11 protein-coding genes and 3 pseudogenes are annotated in these 13,397 nt (G+C 62.1%); 6 read left to right on the forward strand and 8 right to left on the reverse strand.

Translation table 11 applies throughout. The annotated features are described in order from the left end of the window. Positions 1 to 275, forward strand: a pseudogene (locus tag AC5RU7_RS17825) (amino acid permease); the annotation flags it as partial. Positions 276 to 1,350: 1,075 nt separating this feature from the next. Here the strand turns inward: AC5RU7_RS17825 and AC5RU7_RS17830 are convergent. From AC5RU7_RS17830 to AC5RU7_RS17865, 8 genes and pseudogenes are all read right to left on the reverse strand, one after another. Further along, complete coding sequence (locus tag AC5RU7_RS17830; RefSeq protein WP_494053351.1) at positions 1,351 to 1,719, reverse strand: type II toxin-antitoxin system death-on-curing family toxin; 369 nt, start codon at positions 1,717 to 1,719, stop codon at positions 1,351 to 1,353. Beyond that, positions 1,716 to 1,922: a ribbon-helix-helix protein, CopG family gene (locus tag AC5RU7_RS17835; protein WP_494053352.1), complete on the reverse strand. Its 207-nt coding sequence runs from the start codon at positions 1,920 to 1,922 to the stop codon at positions 1,716 to 1,718. Before AC5RU7_RS17835 ends, AC5RU7_RS17830 begins: the two co-directional genes overlap by 4 nt. A 61-nt stretch (positions 1,923 to 1,983) precedes the next feature. Then, a pseudogene (locus tag AC5RU7_RS17840) lies at positions 1,984 to 2,252 on the reverse strand (transposase); the annotation flags it as partial. 39 nt (positions 2,253 to 2,291) lie between these two features. Then, a complete protein-coding gene (locus tag AC5RU7_RS17845) occupies positions 2,292 to 2,822 on the reverse strand; it encodes a YbhB/YbcL family Raf kinase inhibitor-like protein (protein WP_494053353.1) in 531 nt (176 codons plus the stop codon). A gap of 19 nt (positions 2,823 to 2,841) precedes the next feature. After that, positions 2,842 to 2,976 (reverse strand): annotated as a pseudogene (locus tag AC5RU7_RS17850) (carbohydrate kinase); the annotation flags it as partial. A 329-nt stretch (positions 2,977 to 3,305) separates the two neighbouring features. Next, positions 3,306 to 4,187 carry an NERD domain-containing protein gene (locus AC5RU7_RS17855; protein WP_494053354.1) on the reverse strand — a complete coding sequence of 294 codons (882 nt, stop codon included), beginning with the start codon at positions 4,185 to 4,187 and terminating at the stop codon, positions 3,306 to 3,308. A gap of 654 nt (positions 4,188 to 4,841) precedes the next feature. After that, positions 4,842 to 5,831, reverse strand: coding sequence for an NAD(P)-dependent oxidoreductase (locus AC5RU7_RS17860; RefSeq protein ID WP_494053355.1), 990 nt, complete (start codon positions 5,829 to 5,831; stop codon positions 4,842 to 4,844). A gap of 131 nt (positions 5,832 to 5,962) precedes the next feature. After that, complete coding sequence (locus AC5RU7_RS17865) at positions 5,963 to 7,033, reverse strand: isocitrate/isopropylmalate dehydrogenase family protein (RefSeq protein WP_377191672.1); 1,071 nt, start codon at positions 7,031 to 7,033, stop codon at positions 5,963 to 5,965. A 386-nt stretch (positions 7,034 to 7,419) separates the two neighbouring features. On the opposite strand from AC5RU7_RS17865, the gene AC5RU7_RS17870 reads away from it, so the two are divergent. From AC5RU7_RS17870 to AC5RU7_RS17890, 5 genes are all read left to right on the forward strand, one after another. Continuing rightward, complete coding sequence (locus AC5RU7_RS17870) at positions 7,420 to 8,658, forward strand: CaiB/BaiF CoA transferase family protein (RefSeq protein WP_377191670.1); 1,239 nt, start codon at positions 7,420 to 7,422, stop codon at positions 8,656 to 8,658. Further along, positions 8,655 to 9,527, forward strand: coding sequence for a hydroxymethylglutaryl-CoA lyase (locus AC5RU7_RS17875; protein ID WP_494053356.1), 873 nt, complete (start codon positions 8,655 to 8,657; stop codon positions 9,525 to 9,527). Before AC5RU7_RS17870 ends, AC5RU7_RS17875 begins: the two co-directional genes overlap by 4 nt. A gap of 143 nt (positions 9,528 to 9,670) precedes the next feature. After that, entirely contained in the window at positions 9,671 to 11,053 is a 1,383-nt protein-coding gene (locus AC5RU7_RS17880) for a 2-hydroxycarboxylate transporter family protein (RefSeq protein WP_377191666.1), read from the forward strand. A gap of 75 nt (positions 11,054 to 11,128) precedes the next feature. Then, positions 11,129 to 11,665 carry a gamma carbonic anhydrase family protein gene (locus tag AC5RU7_RS17885; RefSeq protein WP_377191664.1) on the forward strand — a complete coding sequence of 179 codons (537 nt, stop codon included), beginning with the start codon at positions 11,129 to 11,131 and terminating at the stop codon, positions 11,663 to 11,665. A gap of 37 nt (positions 11,666 to 11,702) precedes the next feature. Then, positions 11,703 to 13,394 (forward strand): thiamine pyrophosphate-binding protein, encoded by a 1,692-nt coding sequence (locus tag AC5RU7_RS17890; RefSeq protein ID WP_494053357.1) that lies wholly within the window; start codon positions 11,703 to 11,705, stop codon positions 13,392 to 13,394. The last annotated feature ends 3 nt before the right edge of the window (positions 13,395 to 13,397 follow it).

Raw genomic sequence — 13,397 nt, forward strand, 5'->3', positions numbered from 1 at the left:
TGAACCTGATCTGGCCGCGGCCGGAGATCTACAACTCGGTGCCGCCCTTTGAGTGGTACCTGCAGTGGGGCGGGGTGCTCTTCGTGGGCGCCGTCGCTGTAGGCGGGACCCTGCTGTACCGCCTGAAGATCCGGCACCAGACCGGAGTCCTCGCCGAACACGCAGCTGCTGCACCGCCGGCACCCCGCTCAACCGGATCCGGGCCTGCAGCAGCCCCGGAACTGGTACCTGCCCAAAAGGCAACTGCGGCTACCAGCCCCGAGGTCCTGGGTTGAGACGCTGCGGATAACGAATATGAGGGCCAGGCATCACTGCCCAGAAGAGCATCTATCCACCAATATCAACAGCTCGGATCCAGACCCACTCGACCCGGCGCCTATCAAAATGTCACGAGATGAACTCGAGCTCCTGTTGATGCTCCACTCAGGAGACAAAGCCGAAGCAAAGACAGGCGAACGGGCCAGCAATGGCGGGGCATCGTCGACATCGCTGCCCCTGCGCAAGGCAAGCTGTGGATGTTCGTGGAGCTGGGTGAACGCAAACTATTCGATACCGAAGTACACAGCATCAGCAGAATCGACTGAAGTGACTTTGTCTTACACCCAAACCTGACGTCAAGCCTGCACCTGGGTCATTTCTGACATCAGGCTAAAAAGGCTCTGGATCGATGCTGCGACCAGAAGCCAACGCAGCTAGCTAACAGTCACATCGAACTTCAGGGTCCCCGGGCGGCTCCCCTGCGCCATCAGGGCTACATTCCACTGGCGATCCGAGATTCTCTTCCAGGCCCACGTCGCAAGAGCGACTCCATAAAACAGACATAAGTGTGGACACTGTCCACACCCCCTTTGGCAGAACAAAAGAGAGACAGGCGCCCTCTCTGACGCATGGTGGGGAACCCCTTCACGAAGTTTTGCACGAACGTCGGCGGCGTCATGTCGTGCCCGCAGACCCGGACCATGAATAGGTGTTGGCCACCCCCCCGACCAACCAGACAGAACCGAAACGAGGAAGCCTTAAGCCCACCACAGCAGCCGGAAGACCCACTAGCCAGGGACTGAACCCGCCACCCCACACACCTGAATAGGCCACCGCGGCGGCTAGGCCACAGCCCGCGCCATACCGTCAGAGGGACGGGACCACAAGCTATGTCAACACGTTAAAGCAAGAACCCCTCTGACGAGGGGATACGCTGTGCCCGAGGTGGGACTCGAACTGCATTCCAGCCCTTGTAAACACTGGGAACCCGCGAAAACATGCGGAATCCTAGCCAGTCCGAAGGCTGTTTGGCCCAGTACGAGACGAAAAGTGTGGGCATTGTCCACACCCCCTTTCGGGGGCGCTGGAGGACTACCGGGGCACCAGATGCCTGGAAATCTCGACGGCAGCGTTCGGCAGGTCGATAGTGCCCGCGGCGACTCCGACGACGAGGTCGAAGCCTTCATCCGTGGCGAAGTCATGCCGGTAACCGTCGATCCACAGCAGCAGCACCATGAGCGTCCACGCCGTCCGTTTGTTGCCATCAATGAGTGGATGGAACCGGGCGACCGACTCCAACAAGGCTGCCGCCTTCACCGCGAGTTCCGGATAGGCTTCCGCGCCCATGACAGTCGTAGCCGGCCTGGCCAATGCTGAGGCCAACAACCCGACATCACGGATATGGAAGCCGTACCGATCAACTACCTGAAGTGCATCCTCAATGTCCAGGTACGCTGTCACGCGTCTTCAAGGCGCTTCAGCAGATCAGCGTCATGACTCATAACAAAATCAAGACCTGCGCTGATTTCACGTCGGCGCGCGTGGCGCTGCAGAACCAACTCGGCTCCCTGCAACAGAAGCGCGGACTTGGACGTATGTTCCGCGGCAGCCAGCTGGTCCAAACGCCGATCAAGATCTTCGGGAACACGCAGATTCATAGCCATCCACCAATGGTACCAAAACAGTACCAGCAAGGGTCCTGTCTCAGTTAAGTTGGCAACGCCGATCCACGACCGTCAACAGCGCGGCCAGGATACTGTCCCAAGTTCCGTCACCGCTGTAGCGGCGGTGCCGCTTCCAAAGCGTCTGCCACGGACCAACTCGGCCGGCACATCCCGCCAAGCGATCCCGCAGCGGTATCGGTAAATAATGCCCTCGACCACCCGCCGGTCGTCCCGGAAGGGGCGACCCCGGCGACCAATAGAAGACGGCAGCAACGGCTAAATAAGGGCCCACTGCTCATCAGTCAAAACATAGAAATACGAGACACCCATCACGCATTCCGGACACCGCCTCAGGGCTTTGGAGACACGCTAGCGGCGTTCGAAGGTTCCCGTCAGCCTCGCCCGGCCCAAGGTGTGGGTGGAGAGCGCGGATTGCAGGGCGGCCGGGGTGTCATCAGTGCGAAGGTCCAGCCGTTCAACATCCATGGCGTGGACCACCAGCAAATACCGGTGCTGACCGTGCCCGGGAGGCGGGGCAGCTCCCACGAAACCGGCAAATCCGGCATCGTTCTTCAATTGCACTGCACCAGACGGTAACCGGGAGTTGTCCCGGGAACCTGCACCGGCCGGGAGGGAGGTGACGTCTGCCGGGATGTTCACCACAGCCCAATGCCAGTAGCCCGCGCCTGGGGCATCGGGGTCGAAGACGGTGACTGCGTAGCTCCTGGTTCCCTCGGGCGCGCCCGACCAGGTGAGTTGGGGCGATTCGTCCCGCCCGCCGGCTCCCAGGACGGCGCTGCGTTGGGCTTCCGGAAGAACCTGGCCATCCTCGAAGGATTCGCTGATGACTTCGAAGGATTCGATCCCGGATGTTGGTGCAAATGGATCATGCGTTTTCATGGCTGCCTTTCAGTTGCTGTCAAGCTCCGCACCCGACGGCAGGAGCGTCCTCTGCGGCGGTTTCAATGCAGTCGAGTTCGGCACGCGTGGGCGGATTAGCGCCAGCGCGCGAGACGGTAACGGCCGCAGCCCTGGCCGCGCGCGTGAGGAGCTGGCAAGGCGGGCCACTCTATCTCGTCTGTCACCGGGACAGCCTATCTAAGGGGTGGAATTTTGGCTTGCTGGCACAGGATTCGGGCGATCGAGCCCATTTCGCATCAAGAAAGTCGACGAGGTAGGACTCGGACTGTCTTCCGTGCCCTTGAAAACACTGGGAACCCGCGAAAACATGCGGAATCCGGGTAAGTTCGCGGCGAGTAAGAAGCAGTCAGCGACAAAGAGTGTGGACAATGTCCACACGTCGATTTGCGTAAATTAAGGCCGCCAGCCTGGACGGATGCTAAACCGCCGGTGCCGGCTAAAACGTCCAAACGGGCATCAGGCTCAGGCCGCTTTCAACTTTCCTGCCAGGGCATCCCGGACGGCGGGGTTGTCCTTTCCGATCTCGAGCGCGCCGTGAATCGTGTTGCCGATCCGCTCCATCGCTTCGCCAGCTGTCAACATATGCACGCCGCGGGAGGAGAGACTTCTTTGCCCAACTGACACTTTGCGACCGTGAATGAGCACCATGGGAACGACTTCGACTTGTGGACCCAGCAGCCTTTGGTAGCCGTGGGCAGCGACGTGCATCCAGTTGGCTGTGCCTCGTCCATAACCGTCGGAGCGGGCGATGAGATCTTTCTCTCCGCTAATGCTCCATTCGTATTGCCCCCACCGGTAGAGCTTGGAATCCAGCAGGTAGACGATGTTTCGGAAGACAACGGCGTGGTCCACGTCTGCGTCATCGTTCCCGGGAAATTGCAGGCCGTGGTAAACCGTGACGCCCGGAATTCGCAGCAACAGCTCCAGGAGCAGGGCTGTGCTCATTTCTCCCCGTGCACCGGCCTCGACTCTCCCCCGTCCATACTTTTCGACGGCAGCCAGTACCATCCCCGGTGAACCAAACACGCGGCCGCCCAACTCCTCACGAAGAGCTTCCGCCCTGGCATTCCGCATACTCCTGACCCACTTAGCCAGAATGACGACGATGAGGACCGAGCCGGTCACCAGAACTGCAAGAGTAAGCGGGGCCAGTTGATAAAGGCTCAAACGAGTCACGATGGACAGCAAGGTGATCGCCGGCATCGCGAGCACTACGGACACAATAACCAGGACGATCCGCAGTAGAGATCCAAGCAGGACCCGCGCGACCGTAGCCCGATAACGCGGAGTAGCTGTCAACTGCGCGGGGCGATGGGCGCCAAACCAGCGCCAGTCTTCGGGCACAATGCCATACTGCCGCAAAAGCCGTAAGTCAGAACCCACGTCGCCCCCAACATCCGCCACACCAGCCAAACCAGTGCAGCGAGTCTAGTGCTCTAAGAGCAGCGCACCCAACAGCCCAAGCTCAATTTTGGATACGGCGAGGAGCCCGGCACCATAATCCGGCTTCTAACCAGCGGAGAACACGCAGCACCGGTCCTGACCGCCATCGGTTACATCAACTGGTGGGAAGGCAAAGGCAGCAAAGCCCATCAATTCCTCCAACTCGCCCTCGGCAACGACCCCGCCTACCGCCTCGCCCGCCTCAGGACCAAATGATCGGCTCAGGCCTCGTCGCCGGCTGGAACATGAACAAAAACACCGCCTACAAAGCATCGCCCTTCGATTAGCCCTCTCAGGACGTTAGAGGCTCAATAGCCCCCCCCCCCCCCGGCCAAGGTGCTCTGGATTAAGCGGGGCGGGAAAGCTTACCGCGACGTCAACTTGAAAAGGCGCACGCCGGTAGTCCAACAGGTTGTTGGACTACCGCGCTGAGAGGCATCGGCTTCGCTCCATTAAAACTGCAGGACCGTACGGCTTGCCTGGTGCCCCTCGGCCGCGCTACTTCGGCCAAGGTCCGGGCGGAGCCGCCGGGCTGCCGCGGCTCCGCCCGGGACTCTAAACGGTCGTGACGCTGACCGCGCGCTTCGTCGCCGTTACGACTCCGCTTGGAATATCGCCACGGAGGACCGCGTCGAAGTTCTGCCACACGGTCGCGATGCGGCGCTGGACGTTTTCCCAGCCGACGCCTGCCATGTGGGGCGTGCAGACCACCTGTTCCATGTTCAGCAGTTCACTGGCGGTGTTCAGTGGCTCCTTGTCGTAGACGTCGAGTCCGGCCCCTGCGATGCGCCCCTCGCGCACGAACTCGATGAGCGCGTCCTGGTCCACGACTTCGCCGCGGCCGACATTGACGAGAACGCCACTGCGCTTCATCAGAGCAAGTTCGTCCCGCCCGATCAACTTGTTCGATTGCGCGTTCAAGGGAAGACTCAGGCAGACGACGTCGGACACCGCCATGAGCTCTTCCAACGGGACGGCGCGGGCCGGGATCAGTTCCGAAATGGTCAACGGGATCTCCGCGTTGTCGTAGAAGACCACGTTGGCGCCGAAACCGTGGTGGACGATCTTGCCGATCCAGCGTCCGATATTTCCCAGACCGACTATGCCGACTGTTTTGTTGTACAGCTCCGAGTAGGACGTCTCGTCCAGGTCCTCGCGCCACTTTCCGTCGCGCAGCAGCTGGGTGGACGCTGGAATCCGCCGCATTACCGTCAGCATCAACGTCAGGGCGTGTTCCGCTACAGAGATGGAGTGGGTCTTCATCTGGGCAACCGGAACGCCGAGTTCGTCAAGGACGGTGACCGGAAGCTGCCCGTAGCCGGAGCTCATGTATTGAATAAACTGCACGTTCCTGGCGGCGCGGAACACCTCTTCGGGAACATCGACGCCGGAGATCAGGAAATCGGCGTCTTCGGCTTCACGGCAAATTTCCGCCACGTCCGCTGATAGAGGCATCACTTTCACGGTGAAACCCTCTGGTGTCGATTCCAGAATACGGTCGATGTAATCGTTCAGTGGGTTTACGAACAAAACTTTGTATGTCATTGGTGGCATCTTTCTTGAGTCAAGGTCTGTCGGTGGCGACATGGCGCTCTGAGCAGGCAGAGCACGGGTGTCCGCGAGGGGTGCTGGACGGTCATAGCCACGGCAGGGCGCGCGGGCCGCCTACCTAGCAGCTATGCCGGCAAGGCGTTGAGGACGGTCTCCAGCACTTCCTGGGTGTCGGCTTTCCCGCCCAGGTCACGTGCCAGGGGTCCCGTCAGGAGTGCCAACTCGACGGCGCTTTGGATGTTCTGTGCCGCCTGGGTGCAGAGGTCATCTCCATGGCGTTCGCCCAGCCACTCCAGCATCATCGCAGCAGAAAGGATCATCGCGGTCGGGTTTGCGATGCCCTTGCCCGCGATATCGGGCGCACTGCCGTGTGAGGGCTGGAACACGCCGTGTGTGAGGCTGACGTCGGCAGAAGGCGCGACGCCGAGACCGCCGACGAGTCCGGCGGCGATCTCTGAAAGGATGTCGCCGAAGATGTTCTCTGAGACGACGACGTCGTAGCGATCCGGGTCGGTCACCATGTACATGGATCCGGCATCGATGTAGTACTTTGCGCTTCCGATGTCGGAGTTTTTGGCGGCGACTTCGTCGAAAACCTTCTCCATAAGAACGTTGCTGCGCAGGGCGTTCGATTTGTGCAGCAGCGTTACGTGTCCCGGGGTGCCGCGTTTGCGGCGGGCGCGCGCTTGGGAAAATGCAACGTCGAAGAGCTTCTCGCACGTGGCCCGGGTGATCGTCATACGGTCACTGGCACTGTCGTCACTGGGCTCATGGTGATCGGCCAGTCCGGCGAACATTCCTTCGGACGTTTCACGGATGACGAGCATGTCGATGTTCTTCACCTTGACGGGGCTCTCGACCCCCGGGAAAAGGCGGACCGGCCGGAGGCTGGAGAAGAGTCCGTAGTGGGACCGCATTTCAACCTGGGCGCCAAGTTCAAGGCCCTCTGGTCCTCGCACGTCCGGGAGCCCCATCGCGCCGAACAGAACAGCGTCTGCTTTGCCGATTTCATCCATATCGGCTGCAGTAATCTTTCTTCCGGTGCGCCGGTAGAGGTCTGCGCTGAAGTCGTAGAACGTGTAACTGAGCTTCAGCCCGTAGCGCGTTTCGCATTCCTTCAGTACCGACAGAGCCGCGTCGACGACTTCAGTTCCGATTCCGTCTCCGGGAATGACAGCGATGTCATAGTGAGTCATTGGTCTTCCTGCCTTGCTAAGTGCGCGCGCTCCGGCGCAGAGTGTCTGCCTCAGGACAGCAAGCCGCGCCTACGCGACAGCTGCACCCAAGTGCCTTTCCCATGCAGTGGGAATCCTTATTTGCTAAGTGGGAAGACGGTAGCAGAAGATGACTTGGCTCACAAGGCAAATTCGGCGGGAATGGCATCAGAAAGGGTCGGGAAAGGAAATGGCAGACAGGGACCTCCTAGTCAGGCAGCGCCTGTTCGCCCGACCGACCTGAACCGCACCTGCCTGTTGCGCGCGTCACAATCGGCTGCTATTGTCTATCCGCTTGCTGACAATACTATCCCACTGAGTGGGAATACGGCGAGTAATTTGCACTCAACGACGCAGGCAGGAATGACATGACGCAGCAGCTTCTTCTTGAGGGGAACTCCCTCCCGCTTCAGGGCATTCGCGTGCTGGAGCTCGGCAGCTTTATCGCTGGACCGTTCGCGGCCCGGATTTTTGGTGATTTCGGAGCTGAAGTCATCAAAATCGAAAAGCCCCAGGGCGGCGATGAGTTGCGCGACTGGCGCAAGACCCGGGGAACGACCTCGATGCTGTTCCGTACTATCGGCCGGAACAAGAAATCCGTTGCCTTGGACCTGCGTTCCGAGGGCGGGCGTGAGGCAGTCAAGAAGATCGCGGCCCAGTGTGACGTGGTGATCGAAAACTTCCGTCCCGGAACCCTCGAAAAGTGGGGTATTGGGCCGGACGTTCTTCAGGAGCTCAACCCCGGGATTGTGATGGTCCGGATCTCCGGCTACGGCCAAACCGGCCCCTACAAGAACCGCGCCGGGTTCGGCAGCTCCGCAGAGTCCTTCGCAGGTTTGCGCTACGTCACGGGCGAGCCGGACCGGCCGGCAGGGCGTGCGGCGGCCAGCCTGGGCGATACGGTCGCTGGCCTTTACGGGGTGATCGGCGCCCTGATGCTCATGCTCCAGAAAGCCCGCGGGCAGAAGACCGACACCTCCCAGGTAGTCGACGTCGCACTCTACGAAGGCGTCTTCAGCCTCCTCGAATCGCTCGTACCGGACTACGACGCGTACGGCATGGTCCGGAAGCGCACCGGCGGCGCCCTGCCCGGTGTCGTGCCCACCGGGTCCTACCTTTGCGGCGACAACCTCGAGGTCGTCATTGGGGGTAACTCCAACTCCGTGTTCGTCCGCCTTATGCGGGCGATCGGCCGGGAGGACCTGGCCGAGGACGAAACCCTCCTTACTACTCAGGGCCGCGGTGCGCGCGAGGAAGAGCTGAACGGCGCCATCTCCGCCTGGACCGGCAGCATGCCCCTAGCTGAGGTCCTGGACAAGCTGGACGACGCGGGCGTCCCGGCGGGGCCCGTCTACGACGCTCCCAGCATTGCTGCGGACAAGCACTACCTTGCCCGCGACATGATCCAGACCCACGAGGTGGTCATCGAAAACGAGCCCGAGCTGATCCGCTTCCCCGGCGTGGTCCCGAAAATTCCGGGCCACGAGGGCCGCGTTAAGTGGGTAGGACCGGACCTGGGACAGCACACCGACGAGGTCCTTCAGCAACTCGCCGGCATGAGCGCGGACGAGGTCGCCGGGCTCGGTCTGCAGGACGTGGCTAAATGAAAGTACAGGTCACTGACGTTTTCCTGCGCGATGGGTTGCAGGACGAAGCAGTCATCGTTTCCACTGCCCACAAGCTGGAAATAGCCCAGGCCCTGGTCGCGGCAGGGATCAAGCGCATCGAAGCCGCGTCGTTCGTAAACCCGAAACGGGTTCCGCAGATGGCGGATGCCGCCGACGTCATCTCCTCACTACCTTTGGTGGACGGCGTCACCTACACGAGTCTGGCCCTTAATGGGAAGGGTATCGAACGGGCCGTCGAGGCCGGCGCCACCGATGTCCAGGTAGTCACATCCGCGAGCCAGGCGCACAGCAATGCGAATGCCGGGCAAGCCATCGAGGACGCTCTCGCCGGCATCGGCGCAACGGTTAGCCGGTACCCGGAAACCCGTTTCTTCGCGGGCATTTCCACTGCCTTTACCTGCCCCTTCGAGGGCAGCATCGACCCCGAGTACCTGCTCCGCGTGGTCCGAGCCTTCTCGGACATGGGAATCAAGGACGTCGGCCTGGCCGATACCTTGGGCACCACGCCCACCGAAAAGGTGCTGGCCAGCCTGTACCACGTCCGCGACGCCGAACCGGATCTGACTTACTACCTCCACCTGCACAACGCCCACCACCAGGCATTGGCAACAGCGGGCGCTGCCGTAGGTGCTGGCGTCGTCCGCTTTGACGCCGCCCTGGGCGGCTACGGCGGGTGCCCCTTCGCACCCGGCGCCCACGGCAACATCGCGACCGAAGAGCTGGTCCGCTACCTGCACTATGCCGGCCACGAGACAGGCATCGACGAGGACCGCCTGGCCGACGCCGTACGCCTTGCCCGCGAGGTGGTAGCGCACTCCCCCGCCGCGCTGCTGGATCCGGCGCGCTAAAACTCCCGACCGACTCCCCCTGCTCAACCACACAACGCTTCCTAATCCCCTTCCACAAGCAGTTCCCACCCACCATTCCGGAGACGATGATGTCAACAAACCCAGGAACCACGGAAACTCCCAGCGAACTAACGGATGACGCCATGAGCGAGACAAGCCCCGGCCCCGCCGGCGGTATCGAACACCCCGTCACCAAAACTGTTGGCGCCCGGCCGGGCACCCACTACCCCGGCCGCTTAGGATTCAAAATCTCAAGCGTCCCCGCTCCCCTCTACCTCGTCCTTGCGGGCCTCGTCCTCGCCGCAGCCCTCACCGGCAACCTTCCCGACACAATGGTGGTCGGATTTGCCGCGACCATGCTGCTCGGTGGACTGTTCATCTGGATCGGTAACCTGTTCCCGGTAGTCCGGGACTTCGGGCTGCCGACCGTCCTGTGCACCTTCGCACCTGCCACGCTGGCCTTCTTCGGCTTGATGCCCGAAAACCTGGTCACCGTTGTACAGAACTTCATCGACGGCCATGGCTTCCTGGACTTCTTCGTCATCGGCATCATCGCTGGCGCCATCCTTGGCATGCCACGTGCACTGCTGCTCAAGGCAGGACCTCGCTTCGCAGTACCCATCATCGGTTGCCTCATCGCTACCTTCGTCCTGGTCGGGCTCCTGGCCGCAGTAACCGGGTTTGGATTCATCGAAGGCATTCTCTTCATCGCAGCCCCCATCATGGCCGGCGGCCTTGGCGTTGGCGCCCTGCCGATGTCCGAAATGTACGCCGCGAAAACCGGTGGCGACTCCGCAGCCTTCATGGGTGACCTGATGTCCGCCGTCGTCATGGCCAACGTAGTCTGCATCCTCATCGCCGGAATCTATAACGGCCTGGGCAAGCGGAAAAAGCAGCTCTTCGTCGGCTTCAACGGCCACGGCCAGCTCCTGCGGATCAAGGGCCGTTCCGACGAACTCACCGTTCCCCCAAAGCGGGACACGTCCTCGTTCATCGCCCTGGGTAAAGGCCTGCTCATCGCGGGCAGCCTCTTTGTCTTCGGCGAACTCATCGCAGCCCTCCTTCCCGGCGGCCTGCACCCCTACGCCTGGGCCATCATCGCGGCCGCCGTCGTCAAAATCTTCGGGCTGCTCCCCCAAGACGTCGAGGATTCCGCCGCCGACTGGGGCGACCTTATCGGCACCGTCCTCGTTCCCGCACTCCTGGTCGGCGTCAGCCTCACCTACATCGACATCACCGAAGTCCTCGCCTCGCTGAGCAACCCGCTGTTCATCCTCCTGACCATCAGCACCGTCGTCATCGCCACCCTCACCTCCGGCATCCTGGGATGGCTGGTCAAGTTCAACTTCGTCGAAGCATCCATCACCCCGGGCCTGGTCATGGCAGACACCGGCGGCAGCGGCGACGTAGCAGTTCTCAGCGCGGCAAACCGCCTGCACCTCATGCCGTTCGCAGCCCTGACCAACCGCCTCGGCGGCGCGCTGGTCCTGTTCGTGACGTCGCTGATCGTCCCATTCCTCGCCTAACAGCAGGAATCAACGGCGGCGCCCGGCACGAAGCCCGGCGCCGCCGTCGCGGGCCAGCACCAATGAAGGACCACCATGACAGACAACATCCTGGCCATCACCGGCCACACCCCCTCAATCGCCTCCGACGCCTGGGTTGCTCCGACAGCGACCGTGGTCGACTCAGCAACAATTGGCCCGGAAAAGGGAATCTTTTACAGCGCCTTCGTGCGGCCAGACGTCGATGACATGAGCATCGGTGCGGTCAGCAAAATTCAGGACACCGCCATCATTCACGCCGACCCGGGACATCCTGCCCGAATCGGCAACGGCGTCAGCGTCGGGCATTGCGCCGTGCTCCACGGCTGCACCGTGGATGACGGAGCCCTTATTGGTATGAACGCGACGGTCCTTAACGGTGCCGTAATCGGGGCGGGCTCTTTGGTCGCTGCCAACGCTTTGGTCCTTGAGGGTTCAGAGGTACCCCCGGACTCTCTAGTGCCCGGTGTGCCGGCCAAAGTGCGCCGCCCGCTCACCCCGGAAGAGATTCAGCACTGCCGGCAGAACGCTTTCACGTATACCGAACTCACGCAACAGCACCGAGACGCAGCACCGGTTGCTGTTAGCGCCTGAAGCTGTCCTGCCGACAAACCTAGGAATGAGAAAAGCCATGACGAGTACCAGCACCCAAGTTATGCCCGGCGAGACGGCGGCCCTGCCGGATGAAGGCAACGTGGCCGCGATCGTCGCCGACGTGGTCGCGGAGCGCGCGGGGCACCTGTTCGGCCTCATGGGTAACGGCAACGTCCACCTCATCAGCCGACTAACGCGGCGGGGCAGCCCTTTCACCTCTGCACGCCACGAGTCAGCCACGGTCGCTATGGCTGACGCCTACTACCGGGCAACCGGAAAAATTGCAGCAGCGACCACAACCTACGGCGCTGGCTTTACCAACGCCTATACCACCCTCGCCGAAGCCCGGATAGCCCGGATCCCGCTGGTCCTGGTAGTGGGCGACGCGCCCTCCACCGGCGCCCGGCCCTTCGACATCGACCAAGCCAAAGCGACGGAAGCTATAGGCGTGCTCACGCTTGTCGCCGGCCCCGGCAATGCAGAAGCCATCACCCACCGCGCCTTCGACCTCGCCCTGCAGACTGTCCAGCCCGTGGTGCTGGCCATCCCTTACGACCTGGCTACGGCCCCGCCGTCCGCGACCCAGCCCCTCGAACCGATGCCCGCCAAACCAGCCTGGCCCGCCGATCCCGGCGTTCTCGACCGGGTGGCTGAGCTCCTCGCTGCCGGCAAGCGGCCGTTGATCCTGGGCGGGCGAGGCATGCTCCTGGCCGACGCCGTGGCTCCCCTTCTCCAGCTCGGGGACCGCCTCGGCGCGCTCTTCATGACCTCGCTCATGGCAGCCAACGCGTTCGACAGCTCCTGGGACCTGGGCATCGCAGGCGGCTTCACAAGACTTCACCGCCTGGACATCGCCCGCCAGGCAGACGTGGTCCTGGTCGTGGGTGCCAGCCAAAACCTGTTCCAAACCCGCTATGGCACCCTGTTCCCCGCGGACACGAAGATCATCCGGATCGATAACGAACCGGACCCGGGTAACCTGCCGTCCGTGGAGTACATTCGGGCGGACATCCGCCCATTCGTCGAAGGCCTGCTGGAAGGCGTGACCGCGGCCACGACAACAACGTGGCGGGACAATGCTCCTGAAGTAGCAAGCCCGGAGTTCCGCTCGTTCCTGCCAAGTGAAAACCCCGAGGAGTTTGGTCCCGACGGCCGGCTGAACCCTCGGGCTGTCGTCGCCGCTTTGGAGCATATTTTGCCGGCTGAGCGCTCCGTTGTGATGGACGGCGGGCACTTTATGGGCTGGGCACCCATGTATCTGTCCGTCCCGAATCCGCATGGCATGATCCTCGTAGGCACTGCGTTCCAGTCGATCGGCCTCGGGTTCGGGTCCGCTGCGGGAGTTTCCGTGGCTCGCTCCGAGCGCACCACCGTGCTGGTTACTGGTGATGGCGGCGCATTGATGGGCCTCGCGGACTTCGAGACCTTTCTCCGGGCCACCCGCAAAGGGGTGGTAGTGGTGCTCAACGACTCCGCGTACGGTGCAGAGCTGCACCAGTATGCAGTGAAGGGGCTGCATGACCAGGCGATGCTCATTGACGAAGTGGACTTCGCCGCCGTCGGACGCGCCTTGGGTGCCGATGGAATCAAGGCAAACACCCTGGCGGACCTGGACCAACTTCAGGACTGGTTGATCACCAACGACGAAGGCGTCTTCGTTCTGGACGTAGCCATCTCCCAGAAAGTGGTGGCCGAATGGATGGTGGAGTCCGTGGCCACCAAGGGTTAGCCG

The sequence above is a fragment of the Arthrobacter sp. K410C genome (assembly GCF_059090105.1).

Bases quoted from the DNA above. Each gene is read 5' to 3' on its own strand.
- AC5RU7_RS17835 (WP_494053352.1), bottom strand. From the start codon at position 1,922: ATGGCTATGAATCTGCGTGTTCCCGAAGATCTTGATCGGCGTTTGGAC.
- AC5RU7_RS17845 (WP_494053353.1), bottom strand. From the start codon at position 2,822: ATGAAAACGCATGATCCATTTGCACCAACATCCGGGATCGAATCCTTC.
- AC5RU7_RS17860 (WP_494053355.1), bottom strand. From the start codon at position 5,831: ATGACATACAAAGTTTTGTTCGTAAACCCACTGAACGATTACATCGAC.
- AC5RU7_RS17865 (WP_377191672.1), bottom strand. From the start codon at position 7,033: ATGACTCACTATGACATCGCTGTCATTCCCGGAGACGGAATCGGAACT.
- AC5RU7_RS17870 (WP_377191670.1), top strand. From the start codon at position 7,420: ATGACGCAGCAGCTTCTTCTTGAGGGGAACTCCCTCCCGCTTCAGGGC.
- AC5RU7_RS17875 (WP_494053356.1), top strand. From the start codon at position 8,655: ATGAAAGTACAGGTCACTGACGTTTTCCTGCGCGATGGGTTGCAGGAC.
- AC5RU7_RS17880 (WP_377191666.1), top strand. From the start codon at position 9,671: ATGAGCGAGACAAGCCCCGGCCCCGCCGGCGGTATCGAACACCCCGTC.
- AC5RU7_RS17885 (WP_377191664.1), top strand. From the start codon at position 11,129: ATGACAGACAACATCCTGGCCATCACCGGCCACACCCCCTCAATCGCC.
- AC5RU7_RS17890 (WP_494053357.1), top strand. From the start codon at position 11,703: ATGACGAGTACCAGCACCCAAGTTATGCCCGGCGAGACGGCGGCCCTG.